The sequence below is a fragment of the Nitrobacter sp. TKz-YC02 genome (assembly GCF_049852135.1).
Classification (GTDB): Bacteria; Pseudomonadota; Alphaproteobacteria; order Rhizobiales; family Xanthobacteraceae; genus Nitrobacter; species Nitrobacter vulgaris.
In genome coordinates, this window is sequence record NZ_CP180728.1 from 2609753 (window position 1) to 2630491 (window position 20739).

At 57.7% G+C, this 20739-nt stretch carries 21 protein-coding genes and 4 pseudogenes; 13 read left to right on the forward strand and 12 right to left on the reverse strand.

Annotation, left to right across the window (positions count from 1 at the left end):
- Positions 1-955 precede the first annotated feature (955 nt).
- From ACM561_RS12375 to ACM561_RS12395, 5 genes and pseudogenes are all read left to right on the forward strand, one after another.
- Complete coding sequence (locus ACM561_RS12375) at positions 956-1240, forward strand: integrase core domain-containing protein (RefSeq protein WP_425909738.1); 285 nt, start codon at positions 956-958, stop codon at positions 1238-1240.
- Positions 1225-1848, forward strand: a pseudogene (locus tag ACM561_RS12380) (IS6 family transposase); the annotation flags it as partial. The gene ACM561_RS12375 and the pseudogene ACM561_RS12380, both read left to right, overlap by 16 nt.
- A 265-nt stretch (positions 1849-2113) precedes the next feature.
- Positions 2114-2575, forward strand: a complete 462-nt coding sequence (locus ACM561_RS12385; RefSeq protein ID WP_425905416.1) for an integrase core domain-containing protein — start codon at positions 2114-2116, stop codon at positions 2573-2575.
- Positions 2576-2766: 191 nt separating this feature from the next.
- Positions 2767-4965 (forward strand): transglycosylase SLT domain-containing protein, encoded by a 2199-nt coding sequence (locus ACM561_RS12390; protein WP_425905418.1) that lies wholly within the window; start codon positions 2767-2769, stop codon positions 4963-4965.
- 260 nt (positions 4966-5225) lie between these two features.
- Positions 5226-5490 (forward strand): annotated as a pseudogene (locus tag ACM561_RS12395) (hypothetical protein); the annotation flags it as partial.
- A 112-nt stretch (positions 5491-5602) separates the two neighbouring features.
- Here ACM561_RS12395 and ACM561_RS12400 read toward each other — a convergent pair.
- Positions 5603-5818 carry a DUF2934 domain-containing protein gene (locus tag ACM561_RS12400; protein ID WP_425905420.1) on the reverse strand — a complete coding sequence of 72 codons (216 nt, stop codon included), beginning with the start codon at positions 5816-5818 and terminating at the stop codon, positions 5603-5605.
- A gap of 390 nt (positions 5819-6208) precedes the next feature.
- On the opposite strand from ACM561_RS12400, the gene ACM561_RS12405 reads away from it, so the two are divergent.
- Positions 6209-6472 (forward strand): PilZ domain-containing protein, encoded by a 264-nt coding sequence (locus tag ACM561_RS12405; RefSeq protein WP_425905421.1) that lies wholly within the window; start codon positions 6209-6211, stop codon positions 6470-6472.
- Between the two features lie 1082 nt (positions 6473-7554).
- Positions 7555-8906, forward strand: a protein-coding gene (locus tag ACM561_RS12410) for an IS3 family transposase (protein WP_425905397.1) whose coding sequence is annotated in 2 segments (ribosomal slippage) — positions 7555-7891 and positions 7891-8906 — 1353 coding nt in all. Because the reading frame shifts where the segments join, the coding sequence is not laid out codon by codon here.
- Positions 8907-9271: 365 nt separating this feature from the next.
- Here the strand turns inward: ACM561_RS12410 and ACM561_RS12415 are convergent.
- Positions 9272-9541 (reverse strand): DUF2312 domain-containing protein, encoded by a 270-nt coding sequence (locus ACM561_RS12415; protein ID WP_079568238.1) that lies wholly within the window; start codon positions 9539-9541, stop codon positions 9272-9274.
- A 205-nt stretch (positions 9542-9746) separates the two neighbouring features.
- Between ACM561_RS12415 and ACM561_RS12420 the strand changes: the two genes are divergently transcribed.
- The 3 genes and pseudogenes from ACM561_RS12420 (at position 9747) to ACM561_RS12430 (ending at position 11841) form a co-directional block, all read left to right on the forward strand.
- Entirely contained in the window at positions 9747-11102 is a 1356-nt protein-coding gene (locus ACM561_RS12420) for a transposase (protein ID WP_425905026.1), read from the forward strand.
- Positions 11103-11243: 141 nt separating this feature from the next.
- Positions 11244-11405 (forward strand): annotated as a pseudogene (locus tag ACM561_RS12425) (alcohol dehydrogenase); the annotation flags it as partial.
- A gap of 235 nt (positions 11406-11640) precedes the next feature.
- Positions 11641-11841: a cold-shock protein gene (locus tag ACM561_RS12430; RefSeq protein WP_425905422.1), complete on the forward strand. Its 201-nt coding sequence runs from the start codon at positions 11641-11643 to the stop codon at positions 11839-11841.
- Positions 11842-12304: 463 nt separating this feature from the next.
- Here ACM561_RS12430 and ACM561_RS12435 read toward each other — a convergent pair whose 3' ends face one another.
- From ACM561_RS12435 to ACM561_RS12455, 5 genes are all read right to left on the reverse strand, one after another.
- A complete protein-coding gene (locus ACM561_RS12435) occupies positions 12305-12487 on the reverse strand; it encodes a hypothetical protein (RefSeq protein ID WP_425905423.1) in 183 nt (60 codons plus the stop codon).
- Between the two features lie 63 nt (positions 12488-12550).
- Complete coding sequence (locus tag ACM561_RS12440; RefSeq protein WP_425905424.1) at positions 12551-12880, reverse strand: hypothetical protein; 330 nt, start codon at positions 12878-12880, stop codon at positions 12551-12553.
- A gap of 147 nt (positions 12881-13027) precedes the next feature.
- Entirely contained in the window at positions 13028-13540 is a 513-nt protein-coding gene (locus ACM561_RS12445) for an integrase core domain-containing protein (protein WP_425905425.1), read from the reverse strand.
- Between the two features lie 233 nt (positions 13541-13773).
- Entirely contained in the window at positions 13774-14013 is a 240-nt protein-coding gene (locus ACM561_RS12450; protein WP_425905426.1) for a hypothetical protein, read from the reverse strand.
- Between the two features lie 248 nt (positions 14014-14261).
- Positions 14262-14471: a hypothetical protein gene (locus ACM561_RS12455; protein WP_425905428.1), complete on the reverse strand. Its 210-nt coding sequence runs from the start codon at positions 14469-14471 to the stop codon at positions 14262-14264.
- Between the two features lie 365 nt (positions 14472-14836).
- Here ACM561_RS12455 and ACM561_RS12460 point away from each other — a divergent pair.
- A pseudogene (locus ACM561_RS12460) lies at positions 14837-15469 on the forward strand (phosphoglucomutase, alpha-D-glucose phosphate-specific); the annotation flags it as partial.
- 87 nt (positions 15470-15556) lie between these two features.
- A protein-coding gene (locus ACM561_RS12465; protein WP_425905397.1) for an IS3 family transposase occupies positions 15557-16908 on the forward strand; the annotation gives its coding sequence in 2 pieces (ribosomal slippage) (positions 15557-15893 and positions 15893-16908; 1353 coding nt in all).
- Between the two features lie 574 nt (positions 16909-17482).
- Here ACM561_RS12465 and ACM561_RS12470 read toward each other — a convergent pair.
- The 5 genes from ACM561_RS12470 to ACM561_RS12490 all read right to left on the reverse strand — a co-directional run bounded on the left by ACM561_RS12470 (position 17483) and on the right by ACM561_RS12490 (position 19411).
- A complete protein-coding gene (locus tag ACM561_RS12470) occupies positions 17483-17680 on the reverse strand; it encodes a twin transmembrane helix small protein (protein ID WP_425905429.1) in 198 nt (65 codons plus the stop codon).
- 279 nt (positions 17681-17959) lie between these two features.
- Positions 17960-18445, reverse strand: a complete 486-nt coding sequence (locus ACM561_RS12475) for a cupin domain-containing protein (protein WP_425905430.1) — start codon at positions 18443-18445, stop codon at positions 17960-17962.
- An 80-nt stretch (positions 18446-18525) separates the two neighbouring features.
- The gene (locus tag ACM561_RS12480) at positions 18526-18843 is read right to left on the reverse strand and encodes a hypothetical protein (RefSeq protein WP_425905431.1); all 318 of its coding nucleotides are present in this window, start codon (positions 18841-18843) and stop codon (positions 18526-18528) included.
- A 110-nt stretch (positions 18844-18953) separates the two neighbouring features.
- Positions 18954-19175, reverse strand: a complete 222-nt coding sequence (locus tag ACM561_RS12485) for a hypothetical protein (RefSeq protein WP_079445982.1) — start codon at positions 19173-19175, stop codon at positions 18954-18956.
- A gap of 104 nt (positions 19176-19279) precedes the next feature.
- Positions 19280-19411: a hypothetical protein gene (locus ACM561_RS12490; protein ID WP_425905432.1), complete on the reverse strand. Its 132-nt coding sequence runs from the start codon at positions 19409-19411 to the stop codon at positions 19280-19282.
- 229 nt (positions 19412-19640) lie between these two features.
- Between ACM561_RS12490 and ACM561_RS12495 the strand changes: the two genes are divergently transcribed.
- Complete coding sequence (locus ACM561_RS12495; RefSeq protein ID WP_425905433.1) at positions 19641-20693, forward strand: polysaccharide deacetylase family protein; 1053 nt, start codon at positions 19641-19643, stop codon at positions 20691-20693.
- Positions 20694-20739: the final 46 nt, after the last annotated feature.

Genomic DNA, 20739 nt, shown 5'->3' on the forward strand with positions numbered 1-20739 from the left:
TCAAATCCGAATATATTGGTGATGCAGCCCGCCCAGGATTGGAAGGCGAAGAATACGCCCTGCCCTCTGAACCGTGCGCGATAGGGGCGCATCCCTGTCCAACGATAGGTGCGTGCGCATCTCATTATAGTTGTGTGTGTAGTTGTGTGTGTGCATAGTTGTGTGTGTGTGCCGAAAACCTCATCCGAGTTGATGATGTGACGGAATCGCCGAATCTGGTGGCATGATCGCGCTGCTCTGTTTCGTTCTGGCCGTCCTGGCCTCGCCATTCAAGTCGAAGTTGCGGCTTGAGGCAGAGAATGCCGCGCTCCGACATCAGGTGATTGTATTGCGGCGGAAGCTGCGTGGCCGCGTCCGGCTCACTAACCAGGATCGTTGGTTCTTCGTCCAGCTGTATCGCCGGTTTCCATCAATCCTGACGGTTATCACGATTGTTCAACCTGAGACCCTCGTGCGTTGGCATCGGGCGGGCTTTCGCTGCTACTGGCGGTGGAAATCGCGGCGGCGGGGTGGTCGCCCGCAAATCGAAGCGGACCTGCGCGCGCTGATCCGGCAGATGAGCATGGAGAATTTGCTTTGGGGTGCGCCGCGCATCCACGGCGAACTACTCAAGCTTGGATTTAGCGTCGCCCAATCAACCGTCGCCAGGTACATGGTGAAACGACGTGGACCGCCCAGTCAGGGGTGGAAGACCTTCTTGCGAAACCACGCTCCGGATATTGCCGCCATGGATTTGTTCGTGGTCCCGACCATTGGCTTCAAACTGCTGTACGGCTTCGTGATTGTACGGATTGATCGCAGAGATCTCGTCTGGATCAACGTCACAGCCAACCCGACGGCGGAGTGGATCGCTCGGCAGATCACCGAGGCTTTCCCTTGGGACGGTGCTCCGGGTTACATGATCCGGGACCGTGATCGCATTTACGGTGCGGTCGTCACACGCCGACTGCGTGCCATGGGCATCCGGGACAAGCCTATTGCACCGGCCTCACCCTGGCAGAATGGCTTTGCCGAACGGCTGATTGGATCGATCCGTCGCGAGTGTCTCAATCACGCGATCATCTGTGGCGAGGCACATTTGCGTCGGGTCCTGAAACCTTACGCTGACTATTACAACCGTTTCAGAACGCATCGGTCTTTCAACAAGGATGCACCGGTCTCTCGCTCGGTGCAGCACACCGGTGTCATTCGTTCACGCGCCATCCTGGGCGGACTTCATCATCGCTACGCCCGTGTTTAAGTTTTCGGTACACACAGGGGTTGGCTGAGCGCGGAATCATGGTGTCCTATGAGACGGTACGCCGCTGGGTGAGATACTTCGGACCGACGATCGCAGCTGACCTTCGACGACGCCGGCCCAAGCCTCATTCGACTTGGCATCTCGATGAGGTGTTTATCAGGATCGATGGCAGGTTGGTCTATCTATGGCGCGCCGTCGATGCCGAAGGCGAAGTTCTCGACGTTGTTGTCCAGAGCAAGCGGGACAAGCGCGCGGCACTGAAATTGCTGCGGAAACTGCTCAAGAAAATGGCCTTTGTTCCGGACAAGCTTGTGACCGACGATCTTCGATCCTACGGCGCGGCCGCCCGTGAGCTTGGGCTGTCTCGTTGCCATGAACGCGGGCGATGGCGCAATAACCGAGCGGAGAACTCGCATCAACCGACCCGACGACGGGAGCGCAAGATGCAGGGGTTCAAGAGTGCGGGATCAGCCCAACGATTTCTGTCCGTCCACGCCGCCACCTACAACACCTTCAACGTCCAGCGTCACCTTATCTCAGCGAAGACACACCGGGCATTCCGAGCCTCGGCCATGCAGACGTGGCGCGAGGTGACTGCTGCGGCGTGATCGCGATTGAATGCTGGATTTGTCGCACCTATCATTCGCTAACGTGACAAAGCCAGAATTTGCTTTGGGGTGCGCCGCGCATCCACGGCGAACTGCTCAAGCTTGGATTTAGCGTCGCCCAATCATCCGTCGCCAGGTACATGGTGAAACGACGTGGACCGCCCAGTCAGGGGTGGAAGACCTTCTTGCGAAACCACGCTCCGGATATTGCCGCCATAGATTTGTTCGTGGTCCCGACCATTGGCTTCAAACTGCTTACGGCTTCGTGATTGTACGGATTGATCGCAGAGATCTCGTCTGGATCAACGTCACAGCCAACCCGACGGCGGAGTGGATCGCTCGGCAGATCACCGAGGCTTTCCCTTGGGACGGTGCTCCGGGTTACATGATCCGGGACCGTGATCTCATCTACGGTACGGTCGTCACACGCCGACTGCGTGCCATGGGCATCCCGGACAAGCCTATTGCACCGGCCTCACCCTGGCAGAATGGCTTTGCCGAACGGCTGATTGGATCGATCCGTCGCGAGTGTCTCGATCACGCGATCATCTGTGGCGAGGCACATTTGCGTCGGGTCCTGAAATCTTACGCTGACTATTACAACCGTTTCAGAACGCATCGGTCTTTGAACAAGGATGCACCGGTCTCTCGCTCAGTGCAGCACACCGGTGTCATTCGTTCACGCCCCATCCTGGGCGGACTCCATCACCACTATGGCCGGATTTGAGATTTTCGGTACAGACAGCCAGCCGGATGGGATTTGCGACATGGACATGCATTCGCGCCACCGTTTCTCGCGCGCTGTTGCGCTGACGCAACAATTGATTAGTCGATGTCGTGCTACCTCAAGGATGGCTGGGGCGCTCGCGCTGTGCGAATTTTTGGTTTGTGACTGTTGGTTCGCAGGAGGACCATGGAATGAACCGTTGCTTACGCTCGCTGGCCCGTGTCCTCACCCTCACAGCGCTCGCCATGCTTTCGAAGGACGCGACGGCGGCGCGGACCAATCCCAAGCAACAACAGACCACGAAGACACACGAGGCGAAGCAGGCTCGCCCCCCTCGCAGCGCGGCGGTTGGAAAACGCCGGCACGCCAGGCATGCCGACGCTCATCGCAAATCAAAGCCGTCGAAGGACACGCCGCCGCGCAGGGAGCCTACCACTCCGCTCACCGGCGATCTGGCGCTGGTAAAGGAAGCGATTGATCTCGCGCGTAAGGCTAAGACCGACGAGACGACCGCCACTCGGAACAAGATCGCGGACCCGGCAGGGCAAAAACTCGTCGAATGGTTCATCCTGCGCCACTCCGAGACGACGGCGAATTTCAGCCGCTATGCCACGTTCCTCACCGCCAATCCGGAATGGCCAAGTGCGGCGTTGCTGCGCCGGCGGGCGGAGGCGCGGCTATGGCAGGAGCGCAGCGATGCGGCCACGGTGCGCGGTTTTACCGGCGACCAGCCGATCAGTGCGAGGGGCAAACTCGCGCTCGCGCGTGTGCTGCTCGCTGCGGGCGATCGCGAGGGTGCGGGCCGGCTGGCGCGCGACGCGTGGCGATCGGACGAACTGTCGGAGCGCGTGGAGACCGAAGCATTCGAGATGTTCCGCGACCTTCTCACCCGTGAAGACCACCGTGCGCGCATGGACAGGCGGATCGGCGCCAAGGATCTCGCGGGCGCCAGACGCGCGGCGCAACGTCTCGGCGGCGACGAGCTTGCGATCGTGAGGGCCTGTGCCGCGGTCAGGGGCAAAGCGAACAAGACGCTGGATGCGCTCGATGCGGTCGCGACCGAGGCGCGATCGGATCTCGGCTACACCCTGTGCCGCATCCAGTGGATGCTCGCCCAGAACAAGATTGACGACGCGGCCCGCCTGATGGTGGCGGCGTCGCCAGAGACGATGGCGCTGCAGGACACCGATCAATGGTGGCGCGAGCGGCGTTCGCTCGCCCGCAAGCTGCTCGATCAGGGTAAATTCCAGACGGCATATGATGTGATCCGCCCCGCCGCTGCGCCGGCCAATGAATACTACCGCGCCGACTACCACTTCATGTGCGGCTGGATCGCCCTGCGCTACCTCGATGACCCCGCCACCGCACAGGCGCATTTCGCGCATATCGACGACGGCGCGACCAATCCGATCGTGCTGGCGCGGGCGAACTATTGGCGCGGGCGCGCCGCCGAGGCCCTCGGCGAGAAAGACAAGATGCGCGCAAGCTATGAAGCGGCCGCGCGCTATCCCACTGCCTATTACGGGCAGTTCGCGCGCGCCAAGCTTGGCCACGACCAGATCGAACTGCGCGCGCCCTCGCCTGTTCTCGCGTTCGCCGATGCGCCAGCCACCGACGAACGCGTGCGCGCCGCCGATATGCTCTACGAGATCGGCGAGCGCGACACCGTATTGTATTTTGTCGCCGATCTCGGCGAACAAAGCTCCGACGTGGCCCTGCTCGAAGCACTCGGCGAACTCACCGGCCGGCGCAACGACGCCCGCGCGATGCTGCAGATAGGAAAGCCCGCGCTCGGCCGCGGGCTGCCGCTCGACCATTACGCGTTTCCCACCATCGGGATTCCGCCGCACCGCCAGGTCGCTCCCGAAATCGAGCTCAGCATCATCTATTCGGTGGCGCGTACCGAGAGCGCGTTCGACCAGCGCGACAAGTCTCCGGCCAACGCCGTCGGCCTGATGCAAGTGACGCCGGAAGCGGGACGCGATACCGCCAAGCGCTTCAAGGTCAGCTACGACTGGGACCGCATGGTCTCCGATCCGGTCTACAACACCCAGATGGGCGCCGCCGAACTCAGCGCGCTGCTCTCCGAATACAAGGGGTCTCACATCATGACCTTCGCTGGCTACAATGCCGGCAGGGGCCGTGTCCGGGACTGGGTCAAGGTGTGCGGCGATCCACGCGACCCCAAGGTCGACCCCGTCGACTGGGTCGAGCGCATCCCGTTGTCGGAGACGCGAAACTATGTCCAGCGCGTGATCGAGAACCTGGTGGTCTACCGCGTTCGTTTTGAGAGCGACCCTGCGGTGGCGAAGACCGACCAGCCTGTCGCTCTGCAGGAGAAAACGAATGTGTCACCGATTCCGTCGGCTGAGGCGGCTGCCGGGCGGTGAAGTTGCGGCGAAGGCGTTGAAAGCGCCGTTCGTCCGTTATGCGCGTGATGAGTTTGGAAATCCCTCATGGTGAGAAAACGATGATCGCGAAAAGACAAATGTTTTCAATAGCTAAGTCGCTCAGTGTCTGCACAGTGTCAGGACCAGCTATCGCGTTGATCTGACACTGAAACGCCCCACGATCCCAACATCTGCTGCCCCGTGCTGCACTCGTCCGCAGCACTGGTTGCGCCCTGTCTTAGCCCTTTCGCTGTAGTTGTCCGTCGCTGGCACTATTTTTGATACCGGTGATCATTCTGGAACCGGTTAAACCGGTGGCGGCTTATTTGGCTGCTACCGGTCAGATGGCGAGCTGCTAAAGCTCATCTTGGTCGAGCGCCTGTTCAGCCTTACCCGAAACAAGCTGATGATATTCCAGCCTTTGCCTGGGCGCTTGACTGCGGTTGGCGTGCGATTGTCGCTGCAGCTCGTCGCAAACTCGACAGGGAACGCGTCAGAATTAGGCACACAAAAAGCGGGACCTGACCGTCATTTGCTCGGCGCGCAACGTCAAAAAAGTGCGAACTCACCAGCCGATCGAAACGCCGCCAACAGTTCGACAAAGCTCAATCGGGACTGAAGCGCAAGCGCGACACGCTTAGCTAGCGCCCCGCTTGCGGGCGGCTTTCGCCTTTTTGCTTGGCTTCTTGTCGCCAACTTCGGGCGCGTTCATCGGCGCAAAGCTTCCGAGGGACATCCCCACGATTTCGCGCTGTGCAGCGAACCAATATGCCTCTGCATTCCCGTTCGGTCGGCCAGCCGCCAGCCAGAAATGGTAGGCTCGTTCACGAATTGCCTGTTCGACATCCTGCATCGAAAGCTCCATTTTTGACTGAGCAATAATGCCAAATCAACCTTAACAAAATCTAAACAGTCGGCTTACAAGAGATTGCGACGGTCCGAAATTATGGCTCCCCCCGGTTCGCACCTCGTGTATTTTCTGACGAGGACGCGGTCGTTGAGCCTTTCCATCCCAAAGCCATGACTTATGAGGAGAGTGGTTTCTGGATGTTTGCAGAGGCCTACGAGCGATTCGCACCGGGGCTGCCACCCCTTCTAGGCGAGCCTCGAGCTCGCTTGCGTCCCTCAGAACCGCAACGCGGTGACTACGGTACAGTTACCGTTAACCGACTATGAAGCTACAGCCGTTTGATTTGCCGACGACCTTATGGAAGTTGAGAGGTGATTTTCATCAATATGGAGAATGATCGAACGTCGTCGAGTTATTCGAACGAAGGTTGCGCAGCCCGCGAAGATCTTATCGCGAGATGCTGACATCCTTCACCGTTGCATCGTGACTAACTTAAGTACCGCGGGTGCTTGCATAATATTTGAAGCAAAGCCGGTCAGCGAGTTGCCACCAAAGTTCTACCTGTCCTTCGACAACTGCCGCACCCTTTGGGATTGCCGCGTGATCTGGCGCAACTCTTATGTTGGTCGTGTCGGAGTGTCTTGGAAGAAGCAATGACGGATGTCGCAAGCCGGCCTCAGCACGTCCTTCGGCGTGAGTGGTGTTTCGCAGCGCGACCGCGCGCAAGCAAGACCCGTCGGCAGCTGTATAGGGGCACTGTGCCGAAAACCTCATCCGAGTTGATGAGGTGATGTAACCGCCTAAGCTGGCGCAATGACCGGGCTGCTCTGTTTCGTTCTGGTCGTCCTGGCCTCACCACTCAAGTCGAAGTCGCGGCTTGAAGCTGAAAACGCAGTGCTTCGACATCAGTTGACTGTTTTGCGGCGCAGGTTGCCTAACGCGTTCGATTCGCAACAACGTCCGCTGGTTCTTTGTTCAACTGTATCGCTGGTCCTGTAGGTTCTCCTTGATATAGGCGCGGACTTCGGCGGGCCCCTGACCGCCGCTGGATACCGCGAGCTTATGTGAAACCAGTGTTCAAAGGCGCGGTAGACTTTTTCCGGTGGGGTAGCGAAGACCCGGTGCAGTTTCACGGTATTAGGCATGGATATTTCCTTTCATTGAGTTGTTATCAACCGCGTTTTATTTATGAATTTCCCTTAGGACGAAAGCCCTCCACGCATTCCGACAACCCGCGACAAGTTTCTGTCAACTTGTCGTAGGCCTGGTCAAGAATCGCGTGATAGCTGGGGCACTAGCGTCACCTGCTTCGTCTCAGACAAACTAGGACCTTGTTGAGGCCGTTCTGAGCAGCGGAAGCTCTGCATTGGACCTACAGTGTTGATATGTGAAACGCTTGGTATTCCACCCAAGACGTTTGACAACATTCCCGAGCCATTTGATAGCAAACTTGCTCATCACGTCCGATGCTGCTCGCGCTCAACTTGCGGCTTTGGAAAATGATAGGCTTTGTAGGTTCCGGTTCAACCACACTAAAATTTGCTGCGGTATGTCCGGCTCTCATGAAATCGTCACGGCGCAGGCGTTAGTTGAGCTTTCCGGCATTGGCCGGCAGCCAATGCGAGGACCCGGGATGCAGACGACGATCACAGGTACTGTCCGGGATCAGCGCCTATGGCACAGAATTGAAGGTATGATTTAAGGAGAGTTCGGTTCTCGTCGATGACGAAGGAACGAACATGACTACGAAGTCTCGCAGCAGGAAAAGTTCTGCCGAACGGGTTGTCAAAGACATTCGCCGCGCCACCCGGCGCCATTTCTCGGCGGAAGATAAAATCCGGATTGTGCTTGATGGCTTGCGCGGTGAAGACAGCATCGCTGAACTGTGCCGCAAGGAAGGGATCGCTCAGAGCCTTTACTACGTCTGGTCGAAGGAGTTCATGGAGGCAGGCAAGCGGCGGCTGGCCGGTGATACGGCGCGAGCTGCGACAAGTGGTGAAGTGCAAGACCTTCGCCGTGAGGCGCATGCCCTGAAGGAGGTGGTTGCCGATCTGACGCTGGAGAACCGTCTGCTCAAAAAAAGCATGATCGCGGATGGGGGCGAAGGCGAATGAGATATCCCGCATCCGAAAAGCTTGAGATCATCAGGCTCGTCGAGCAATCGCATCTGCCGGCGAAGAAGACACTCGACAAACTGGGCATTGCACGTCGAAGCTTCTATCGCTGGTATGACCGTTACCTTGAGGGCGGGCCGGAAGCGTTGGAAGATCGTCCTTCCCGGCCAGGTCGCGTGTGGAACCGCATCGATGCCGATATCCAGGGTCAGATCATCGAGATGGCGCTGGAGCAATCCGAACTTTCATCGCGCGAACTGGCAGTGCGCTTTACCGATGAGAAGCGCTACTTCGTCTCCGAAGCCAGTGTCTATCGCCTGCTCAAGGCCCACGATCTCATCACCAGCCCAGCCTTCATTGTGGTCAAGGCGGCTGATGAGTTCAAAGACAAGACGACAGCACCCAACCAGATGTGGCAGACCGACTTCACCTACTTCAAGATCATCGGCTGGGGGTGGGTGTATCTGTCCACCGTACTCGATGACTTCTCTCGATATGTCATTGCCTGGAAGCTGTGCTCGACCATGCGCGCCGAGGACGTCACCGATACGCTCGAACTGGCCCTTGCAGCTTCAGGCTGCGACAACACCAAGGTGTTGCACAAGCCCAGACTGCTCAGCGACAATGGTCCCAGTTACATCGCCGCCGAGCTTGCCGAATGGATCGATGCCAACGGCATGAGCCATATCCGCGGCGCACCGCTGCATCCGCAAACCCAAGGCAAGATCGAGCGATGGCATCAAACCCTCAAGAACCGCATCCTGCTCGAGAACTACTTCCTGCCCGGCGATCTCGAGTGTCAGATCGAGGCATTCATCGAGCATTACAATCATCGCCGTTATCACGAGGGCATCGGCAACGTCACACCCGCCGACGTCTACTTCGGACGTGCACAATCCATCATCAAACAGCGTGAAAGGATCAAACGACAGACAATCAAATATCGGCGCTTGCTCCACCGCAAAATCGCCGCTTAACATCAACCAACAAATGAGGCCCGCTCTCCGCTAAATCTCGCCGCTCTTTGCGCCAAATGTTTTGATGACGGACAGGGAAACAGGGCCCTGGGAGGGCCCGAGGTGGCCCGGAGGCCGATCCCGCATTTCTAACCTCACGTTCGAATCAGCGTGTTGAGCTATATCAACAGGCACATTGGCTAGGCCACTTCATCACCTCGCCAACTTGTGTGTGCCGAAAACCTCATCCGAGTTGATGATGCGACGGAATCGCCTAAAGCGGCAGAGTCGATCTGGTCGGCCTTCGAGCGAGCCTGAAACCTTTCCTCTTCGGGCATGGTCGTGGACGAAGGGCGAGTTACGCTGTCGCTAACCCGCCCTACTCTTCACGCAGCCTTGGCGACTTTCTCTGGTCCGGCCTGCTCCATTGCGCGCATATAGAGATCGAGCAGACCCTCGCGCTCGTCGCGCTCTTCCTGGTCCTGCTTTCGAAGTTTGATGATCTCTTTGAGGATCTTCACGTCAAACCCTTCCCCTTTGGCCTCCGCAAACACTTCCTTCTTTTGTTCGTTCAACTCTAACAATTCTGTGTCCAGATTTTCGATCCGTTCAACGAACGCGCGAATTTTGCCGCCAGGAATGGTGACATCAGACATAGTGCCTCCCTGATAAATGGAAGCGCAAAATGCCCGCAAACAAATAACTAATGTGTTAACCCAAAAAAACCAAAGCGAAAGGTGACTAACGGCGGACCCGGCGTCTATTTGGTGTCCGCTTTGCCTTCGATTGTGTTGAAAAACTCCGGGTTGTGAACGGTCAGAAGCGCTGATTCACTCAGGCATCCAAGCCTGGGGCGAAGCCATGATGGGTGAACGGCGAATCGATCAAGCGGCGCTTTTCTATCTATTCTCGCTGGAGCGGCACGTGCCGGCGGACCACATGCTGCGGGCGATCGACCGGTTCGTCGATCTGCAGGGTGTGCGGGCGCACTTGGCAGCGTTCTACAGTTCGACGGGTCGCCCCTCGATTGATCCGGAGCTGCTAATCCGGATGCTGATTGTCGGCTACTGCTTCGGCATCAGATCGGAGCGGCGTTTGTGCGAGGAAGTCCACCTGAACCTCGCCTATCGTTGGTTCTGCCGATTAGGCCTCGATGGCGACGTGCCAGACCACTCAACCTTCTCCAAGAACAGGCACGGCCGCTTCCGTGACAGCGATGTGCTGCGACATGTGTTCGAGACCGTGGTGCGTCGCTGCATGACCGAGGGGTTGGTTGGCGGTGAGAGCTTCGCTGTCGATGCCAGTCTGATCAAGGCCGACGCCAACCGCCAAAGCGGGGTGCAGGGCGCCGAGGAGCTAGATCCAGTTCGATCTCGTCGCGCAGTTCGTGAGTATCTGGCGGTGCTAGATGACGCAGCCTTCGGTGCGGCGACGTCCGTCGCGCCGAAATATCTCGCGCCCGTCGATCCGGCCGCGCGGTGGACCGCGGCAAACGGCGGCCTCGCGTTCTTCGCCTACGCGACGAACTACCTGATCGACCTTGATCATGCCGTCATCGTTGAGGTGGAGGCATCCAGCGCCGTACGCCAGGCCGAGGTTACAGCCGCCAAGACCATGATCACGCGAGCCCACGATCGCTTCGATCTTCAGCCGGCGCGTCTCGCCGCCGATACGGGTTATGGCTCAGCCGAGATGCTCGATTGGCTGGTCAACGAAGAAGGTATCGAGCCGCACGTGCCGGTGTTCGACAAATCCCAACGCACCGACGGGACCTTCTCACGAGACGAATTTATTTACGACCATGAGCGCGACATCTATGTCTGTCCCGGCGGCAAGAACCTAACGACGAAGGGAACGCTGGTGAACGACGGCGCCACCTTGTTCTACCGCGCCAGCAAGGCTGACTGCTCCGCCTGTACTCTTAAATCTCGTTGCAGCCCTAACACCCCGATGCGGCGAGTGCCTCGCAGTATCCATGAGGGCGCAAGAGACTTCGCCCGCCACATCGCCAAGACCGCCGCTTATCTAACCTCGCGGCGACAGCGCAAGAAGGTTGAGATGTGCTTCGCCCACCTCAAACGCATCCTCAAGCTCGACCGACTGCGACTGCGCGGCCCATGTGGCGCACATGACGAGTTCCTGCTCGCCGCCACCGCTCAGAACTTGAGAAAACTGGCCAAGCTGATCCCCGCCACCGCACCGATCTTGGCCGCTTGATCGGTTACGACCGCCTTCAAACGCTACGGCTTGCCTCGACGTAAGATCACTCCAGACCGAAAGGCGACTTCTTCAACACAATCCGCACACGAGCAGACGGCTTTGTCACGTTAGCGGATGATATGACGGGACGATTGTGACATGCATGCCATGGTGCTTCCGGCGCGCGGCGCGCCGCTGACGCTGGTGGAACGGGCCGAGCCGGTACCGGGCGCGGGCGCGGTTCGGATCAAGGTCAGCGCCTGCGGCGTGTGCCGGACCGACCTGCATGTGGTCGACGGCGAGCTGCCCGACATCGGCTATCGCAATCGTGCTGTTCGCGTTCCGCAGGCACGTGCCATGACCTCGAAATTCCGCTGTGCAACTGTGAAATGCTACGATATATATACATAGATATGACGATGAAATGCTCCTCATCGTTCGTATTCGCCGCAAGGTGGTAGTGACTTGGTTCCTCGCTTACGTTCCTAGAAACACTTGCCGCGCTGTCCACTTCGGTGGATGGCGCGGCTTTCTTTCTGATGCCCCGGATAGACGGATGTCTACCGGTGTAATGAAGTGGTTTAACAGCCAGAATGGTATTGGATTTATCCAACCGGATGGTGGAGGTAATGACGTGTTCGTGCACATCAGCGCCGTTCAACGAAACGGCCTTGGAGAAGGTCAAAAGGTGTCGTTCGAAGCTAAGACCGACAAAATGCGCGGCAAGGTGAGCACGGAAAATATGTCGCTAAGGTGAGGACAAAATCTACGGATGTACCGAACTGAGGTAGCTCGTCCGTTCCAATATTGGACGAGCTTCATCCTCGGGATCAGTTGAATACGCGCACCGAGGAGCGGACTTCAAACCGCTTGTCTCGCAGATGGGTAACCGCTATGGCCTGCCGTTCACGCATTAAGGCGAGATATTAACGTTGGTTGTCGCCTGGCGGTCAGCGGCCTTGCTATTAGACCACATCATTGTCTTGGGCGAGCTGCATCTGCGCCAGATACTGCAATCGTACGCGCGCTATTACAATGACATCAGGACGCAGCGGTCATTGGACAAAGATGCACCGATCTCTCGCCAAATTCAGCGAACCGGAAGCATCAAATCACGTGCCGTCCTGGGCGGACTTCACCACCACTACGCCCGTGTTTAAGTTTTCGGTACACACAGGGCGCGAGAGCGCGAACTAACGGTCCTGTGAGAGCCGCAACGATCATTTCGGCGGTTGAAGCTCCGGCGAGTTGATCCAGTCATTGAGTTCTGAAGCTTTCTCGGCTTGTGCGATTTTCTGGAGCAAAGCGTCTTTTTCCGGCCCTGGCGCCAGCGTCTCTGCCTGCTCTCGAAGATCGTCGGCCCACGCCGAAAGACGATCCTGAAGGGTGAGTTTCTTGGACAAGGGGCTACTCCTCCCGCTTTAGACGAAGAGAGAATGAATTTTAGTGCCTGTGCCTACCGCAAATTAAATCCGAACATATTGATGGTGTAGTCCACCCAGAATCGGTCGACAGAGAATGCGTCCGGCTGTCTCGACGGCACGTGATATAGGCGCGTCCTTGTTCAATGACAAATGGGTGCGCGTGCCGTTGTAGTAGCTCATGTACGAGTGCAGCGCGTCTTCGCTGAGATGAGGTGACGCTGGACGTTGAAGGTGTTGTAGTGGCGGCGTTGGCACCATGCGATTGCCCACATCGTCGAACAACAGCCCGGTCAGCAAATGGTCGCTGGCATTCCGTAGCCTGGATCGGGTGGTCCATTGCTCGGTGAGCTTGTGCTGAACCGCGTCGAACAATGCTCGATCCAGGATAGGCCCGGACCGTCTGCGCCGGTGTCCCCGCGGCCGTTATCGGGAAGCTCCCTATCAGAGCGTGCTAGGCCGAATGGTGACCATCCGGGAAGGTGGAACCACCCGCCGTGTCACGGCTGTCCTTATCGCAAATCAAATCCGGGCATATTGATGGTGCAGTCCGCCCAGAATCGGACGGCAGAGAATGCGTCCGGCTGTCTCGGCGGCGCGTGACATCGGCGCGTCCTTGTTCAATGACAAATGGGGGCGCGTGCCATTGTAGTAGCTCATGTACGAGAGCAGCACGTGACGCAGATGGCGTTCGCTGAATACCACGATATGATCAACGCATTCCCTGCGGATCGATCCGATCAGCCGTTCGGCATATGCGTTCTGCCAGGGTGAGCGAGGAGACGTCGGGCGATCTCGAATGCCGATGGACCGAACGCGGCGGACGAATATTTCGCCGTATGCGCCGTCTCGATCCCGGACCAGGTAACGAGGGATTTGCTCCCAGCCGCAAGCTTGAGTGAGCTGATTGGCGATCCATTCGGCCGTCGGATGCGCGGTCACCCCAAACCACAGGATCTGCCGCCGGCCGTGGCCCATGATCAGCAACCCATGGAGCAGTCGGAACGAGATTGTCGGAACGACAAACAAATCCATCGCCACGATGCCGTCGGCATGATTGCGAAGGAACGTCTTCCATCCCTGTGACGGAGGGGCCTTCTCCGCGCCATATACTTGGCGACGCTGGTCTAGCCGATCTCGATGCCAAGCTTGAGCAGTTCGCCATGAATCCGTGGCGCTCCCCACAGCGGATTGGCAATGCTCATCTCGCGGATCAGCTCGCGTATTTCCAGCGGCACCGTCGGCCGGCCGCCGCGGGGGCGCGATTTTCAGCGCCAGTACGATCTGAACCCGGCGCGATGCCAGCGGACAATGGTGTCCGGTTTCACAATTGCCAACGCGTCGCGAACTTTAGGGAACAGCCGATAGAGACCAACGAATATCAACCGATCGATGGCGCTGAAGGCGTGTTTCGTTGGAGCCGTTCGCCGCAGAATGCTGATTTGCTGCCGTAGCACCCAAATCTCTGCCTCGAGCACTATCCGCGACCGGATCAGATCGACGACCATCCAACCAATGAGCCTGCAAAGGTCCCTCATCACACAACAGCATCGCCCGATTCTCAATCAACTGCCAGCCGGATTAGGTTTACGATAAGGACAGGCTGGTAGCTCCCCGCTTTGCGGGTAGGAAGCCGCCAATAGCCGCAAAGCTAGCTGGTAACTCCCTAAGTATATCACGTGCAAAAAGTCTCCCGCCTGTGAAGCCGGAGCAGTTGGCTTGCCGGGACGAAGGGAAATCCGACAAGGCTGGGTTTTCACGGGTAGCGAAGCGCGGCGATGAGGTCGCCGTGCGGCCCGAGGACGAACTCCGGCCCTTCGATCATCCGGCAGTTAGTGAACGACGCCTCGCAGTGCGGGGAGCAGAACGTCTTGCCCCCGCTGTGCCGGCGCATGAGGCCGAAGGCGGACCGATTGCAGAAGTCGCATGTCTTCTTGATGCGTGGTTGGTGCTTTGATTGCCACATTGGCGACGCTCCTCGGTTGTGAAGGCGTACTGCGGAGTGGAGATACTCAAAAGCAACTGCACCGCACGATTCCAAAACCGACGAATCGAACTGGCTGCCTACATCCTAACACGGGTCCATAGTGTCTCGGGAAAAGTGCACAGCTTTCTCGTGCGGGATACAGCACAGACCCACTCCGAAAAAGGAGCTATTGATGCTAGGAATCAGAGATTGGTGTAGGGCTCGTGGATGGATATAGCGGCTATACCACTTGCCGTTTTTGCAAAGGATGATCTGCCCATAGCGGCCATAAATTCAGAAGATCGCATTTCGCCTCTGCCTGATGACGCAGATGCGGCGGAGCGTTGTATTTTAGTGGAGGCCACATGGCTGCGGAAGTAAGCCCACTCGCTGGCAAGACGGTTGAATCGGCGATGCTCGTCAACGTGCCGAGGTTGGTGACGGCTTATTTCGCGGGCAAGCCCGATCCGGCAGTAGCGGCGCAGCGTGTTGCCTTCGGCACGTCCGGGCACCGCGGGTCGGCGTTCAACTGCGCTTTCAATGAACGGCACATTTTGGCGATCAGTCAGGCCATATGTGATTACCGGATAAGCTCTGGGATCACGGGTCCGCTGTTCATTGGGATCGATACCCACGCACTGGCCGAGCCTGCATTAATCAGCGCGCTGGAAGTATTCGCGGCAAACGGCATCAACGTCATGGTCGACGAGCACGGCGGATATACACCGACGCCAGTTATCTCCCATGCGATCCTCACCTATAATAAAGGCCGCGAGAACGGCTTAGCCGATGGGGTTGTGATTACGCCGTCACACAATCCGCCTGAGGACGGCGGCTTAAAATACAATCCACCTAATGGCGGGCCGGCCGATACCGCTATAACTGCGGGAATCGAACGCGTTGCCAACGCGTATCTGGAAGGTAATCTCAGGGACGTAAAGCGAATTTCTTATGAACGCGCTCGCAATTTGCCGTCCATTCATCGCTACGATTTCATCGGACTGTCCGGGATCAGCGCCTATGGCACAGAATTGAAGGTATGATTTAAGGAGAGTTCGGTTCTCGTCGATGACGAAGGAACGAACATGACTACGAAGTCTCGCAGCAGGAAAAGTTCTGCCGAACGGGTTGTCAAAGACATTCGCCGCGCCACCCGGCGCCATTTCTCGGCGGAAGATAAAATCCGGATTGTGCTTGATGGCTTGCGCGGTGAAGACAGCATCGCTGAACTGTGCCGCAAGGAAGGGATCGCTCAGAGCCTTTACTACGTCTGGTCGAAGGAGTTCATGGAGGCAGGCAAGCGGCGGCTGGCCGGTGATACGGCGCGAGCTGCGACAAGTGGTGAAGTGCAAGACCTTCGCCGTGAGGCGCATGCCCTGAAGGAGGTGGTTGCCGATCTGACGCTGGAGAACCGTCTGCTCAAAAAAAGCATGATCGCGGATGGGGGCGAAGGCGAATGAGATATCCCGCATCCGAAAAGCTTGAGATCATCAGGCTCGTCGAGCAATCGCATCTGCCGGCGAAGAAGACACTCGACAAACTGGGCATTGCACGTCGAAGCTTCTATCGCTGGTATGACCGTTACCTTGAGGGCGGGCCGGAAGCGTTGGAAGATCGTCCTTCCCGGCCAGGTCGCGTGTGGAACCGCATCGATGCCGATATCCAGGGTCAGATCATCGAGATGGCGCTGGAGCAATCCGAACTTTCATCGCGCGAACTGGCAGTGCGCTTTACCGATGAGAAGCGCTACTTCGTCTCCGAAGCCAGTGTCTATCGCCTGCTCAAGGCCCACGATCTCATCACCAGCCCAGCCTTCATTGTGGTCAAGGCGGCTGATGAGTTCAAAGACAAGACGACAGCACCCAACCAGATGTGGCAGACCGACTTCACCTACTTCAAGATCATCGGCTGGGGGTGGGTGTATCTGTCCACCGTACTCGATGACTTCTCTCGATATGTCATTGCCTGGAAGCTGTGCTCGACCATGCGCGCCGAGGACGTCACCGATACGCTCGAACTGGCCCTTGCAGCTTCAGGCTGCGACAACACCAAGGTGTTGCACAAGCCCAGACTGCTCAGCGACAATGGTCCCAGTTACATCGCCGCCGAGCTTGCCGAATGGATCGATGCCAACGGCATGAGCCATATCCGCGGCGCACCGCTGCATCCGCAAACCCAAGGCAAGATCGAGCGATGGCATCAAACCCTCAAGAACCGCATCCTGCTCGAGAACTACTTCCTGCCCGGCGATCTCGAGTGTCAGATCGAGGCATTCATCGAGCATTACAATCATCGCCGTTATCACGAGGGCATCGGCAACGTCACACCCGCCGACGTCTACTTCGGACGTGCACAATCCATCATCAAACAGCGTGAAAGGATCAAACGACAGACAATCAAATATCGGCGCTTGCTCCACCGCAAAATCGCCGCTTAACATCAACCAACAAATGAGGCCCGCTCTCCGCTAAATCTCGCCGCTCTTTGCGCCAAATGTTTTGATGACGGACAGAGTTTACCGAGGCGTCGTTTTAAGGAAAGCTTCGTTAAGACGCGGCATCGGAAGCACCAGCACCGCCGCTCTGACCTCGGCAAATTGAACAGCATCCCGATCAGAACAATTCATCCGACAGTCTCAATCACTGGAAACAGCGTACATGAAACAGTTGGCGAACAAGCACGATATGAACATCACGTTCCAAGAAGGAGCAAGCGCAGCCGAGATGAGCGGCGCATCCAAGTCCCCGATCATTCTGCATGCTGCCGATGCCCTTCGCCGAGCGCGCAAGCTTCCGGTGGGCGCAGCGAGAAACGATCTTCGCCAGTTAGCGAGAGAATTGCGAGATCTGCATCGGATCGGGACCTACGCCAGTCTCCAAAACGTGAGCCCCGCAACCGCCGAATTGCTCTGACCCATACGCGGCGCAGACACTTGCAAATGGATGTTCGACCACAACATCGGTAGATATCGCGCGATAGTGACGCGCGACGCGTTTGCCCCTGCGCGCGAATTATGGCTGTCCCACCATCCAGACCGCCGTCATTGTGATGACAATCGCAATGAACTGAAGGAGGACCCGCATTCGCATAAGCTTTTGCGATAGGTTGGGACTACCGCCGCGCATCATGTTGATCAGACCCATCAGCAGTACGGCAGCGACCGCAGCCACCGCGATCGGAATCAAAACGTTGCTCAGGAATAGGGTCATGGTGATGGCGATCTCAGGCCCGTTTACTGTAAGTAACTGAGTGAGACGGGAGGGGTTCCGGACAACCGCGCGTTCTTTGGCCCACAGCCCTATAGAAACGCCCTACGCGGCCCTAAACTCGCTCTTGACGACTTCAAGACTATTCGCGGCCGCCCGTCCGAATGGCTTTTGCTATGACGATCCACTTCGTCAGGAAGCAAGCGTGAAGCGCGGCCAACATCGGCATGAATGACGTTATCTACCCTCCGGGTGGCCAAACCTTCGACGTTGATCTCGCCATTACATCTTCGGACGCGGATCGTCTTTAGGATTGATGTAGTTGATGCCCCATGGACCGGAGCTATTGAGCTGAATAATCGTGTCGCCGTCGGCGAAGAAAGAGTGCACCGAACCAGCGGACATCGCAAAGAAACTACCTGCGGGAAGAACCTGAGCTTTGTCGTGATCGTCTGTCGTTCCCATTCCCAGCCGCGCTGTTCCCGAGAGCACAGTGACGATCTCTGGCTTAGGATGGGTGTGTGGTGCAATGTGATAGCCCTTCGGCACCTTCAGCCGAAGGGCAAACAGGCCTTCCTTGCCCGGGTCGCCATACAGCACTGCCGCCTGCGCACCCTGCGGGAGGGATGATGGCGCTGGTCCCCACACGATGTCCTGGGGCGCAAACAACTTGTGCTCGCCTGTCTCTTGGCCAACGGCGCTGCCGGCCAGCGTTGTGAGTCCGATAGCCGTTGTCGCAACAATGTTGAGAAGAGTATGCTGATTCATTGTGGCTTCTCCTTTGACATAGGCGCTGCCCGTGAACGGCTACGCGCTCGGCGCAGATGCGAAAATTAAAATCAGACTGCTCAGCCGAGCAACCTGCCTCGCCGAAACATGAAAATGCCGGGAACGAAACTTCTGGCCACCGCGAGAACGCCACTCTCGCAGTTTTCCAACGCGATCTTCTGGGCAAGCATCACGTCTCCGATCGGCAGCTCACCCATTGTTCGAAAACACAGCCCTAACCTCGGGTGGCCTGTTTCGTCGACCTCGCAGACGTTCAACATGGTGCCGGGATAAATCCTATAGCGCCTGCCCGTGTCGCCACCGACGACTTCGAAGTATTCCTTTTCCGCGAACTGCATCCGTTGCACCGGTGACAGCCACTCCCGCAGAAGCCGCAAAGACCGGCCCTCCGCAGTTCGCTCGGCCCCAAGTCTGATGAAAAGCGCCCTTACGGCTCTTATACGCGAGCGTTCGCATGGTGGAAGTCGCGACATGGCGCTGATCGTTTCTAGCCGCCGACCAGCCTGGGGAAGAACACGGTTTCTTCCGCGTCTGGGTCAAACGATCGGATTTGCGAGACCTGCCCCGCACCAGTCCGGACCGCGGCGGTGAAGCCGACCTTCGTCAGCTCGCAAAATCGCTGCTCCGCCTTCGCCAGTTCCTGTGCGTCATTCGCATTGAAAAAGTTCCGGCTGTCGCCGGTACGGTCCATCACGATCTGGATTGCCATGATCGTCCTCCTCGGATTGCTGATAGCCAAGGACCTTGATCAATTATCCGGCTGAAGCTGCGGAACTTCAAGAAAATAGATTCGTCGCGAACCCATAATTTCGATTACAGCGCGCTCAAATCACTCGGCACCTCGCCAAACGCTTTCAGAAAAACGGCATCTGCAAACTCACCGCCGGCAGGATCGCCTGTACGGCTAAATGCCACCGCACCGATATGTCCATCAGACCGTGCCATTCGCTCAGCACTTCGTATCGCCGCATTCGCGCTTGTGCTTTCGACTGCTCCGCGAGGCTTCGGCCCCTCGTCGCCAGCACCGAAGGATAGCATAGAACCGCAGACCACCAGCCCCAAAGCAAGAAAATCCGACGTCAGTTCGTGCATACACTCGATTAACTATTTCACTGGATGGTGACGCGCGGACATATCTTAACAAAGCAATCCTACTTTGCGCAGTGGAGTCACTATGCGTCGGTTTCCTGTTTTTATCGTCGCGGCTGGGGCTATGGCCGTGGCAAGTGGCAGCATCATCGCGGTCGCGGCAAAACATTTTCTCGGTTCAACCGCCGTCGAACCAGCACCCACTGCGAAGTCAGAACTAACCACCGGCTCAATTGATGCGCGTTGGCCCAAACCGGGCGTGGAACGCCAGACTGCAGTCGCCGAAGCTGCACCGAAACTCGTCGCGCTGGAAGCCGAGGCAGCTCCGGAACCCGAAAAACGAGTGGCCGTCGCCAAGCCCACCTGCAACAACCCGAATGCATTAGGCGTGTCGCGCACGGTGCAGATCGACACCATGGGCGGACCTGGCTTTGGTATGTCACAGTATCGCGATTACGACTTCCTACAACCTGGCGAGGTAGTGTTGACTTTCGATGACGGTCCCTGGCCGGTGACGACACCGATGGTGCTGGCGGCTTTGAAGGCTGAGTGCTTGCGGGCCACCTTCTTCTCGATCGGCAAGCACGCCACCTGGTACCCTGAAGTGCTGAAACAGGTGGTCGCGGCGGGCCACACGGTGGGCTCACACACTTGGTCGCACCAAAATCTTGCTCATAAATCGCCGCAAGAAGCCCAGGATGAAGTCGAGAAAGGCATGAGCGCTGTGGCGATGATGGCCGGTACACCGATCGCGCCGTTTTTCCGCTATCCGCAATTGCGGCAAACCCGCAATCTCAAGGCATATCTTGTCCAGCGCAATGTCGCGGCGTTCTCGATTGATATCGACTCGGAAGACTTCAAAATCAAGAAGCCTGACGTGTTGGTGGGTTCGACGATGGCTAAGCTCAAAAAGAATGGCAAGGGCATTATCTTAATGCACGATCTGCATAAGTGGACCGCCCTTGCGGTGCCGGAACTGCTAGCCCAGCTCAAGGCGAATGGCTACAAGGTTGTCCACGTCCGCGCTAAAGGCACGCTTGATACCCTACCGGAATACGACGCAATGGTCGCGGCGGCGCAGCCGGTCAAACCAAGCAACGCGCGTGCGATTTCCGCAGAAATGCAGACCTTCGACTGAAGGCAACGGTGGGCATGCGCGTAACTCCGTGCTCACAGCGAGCAAG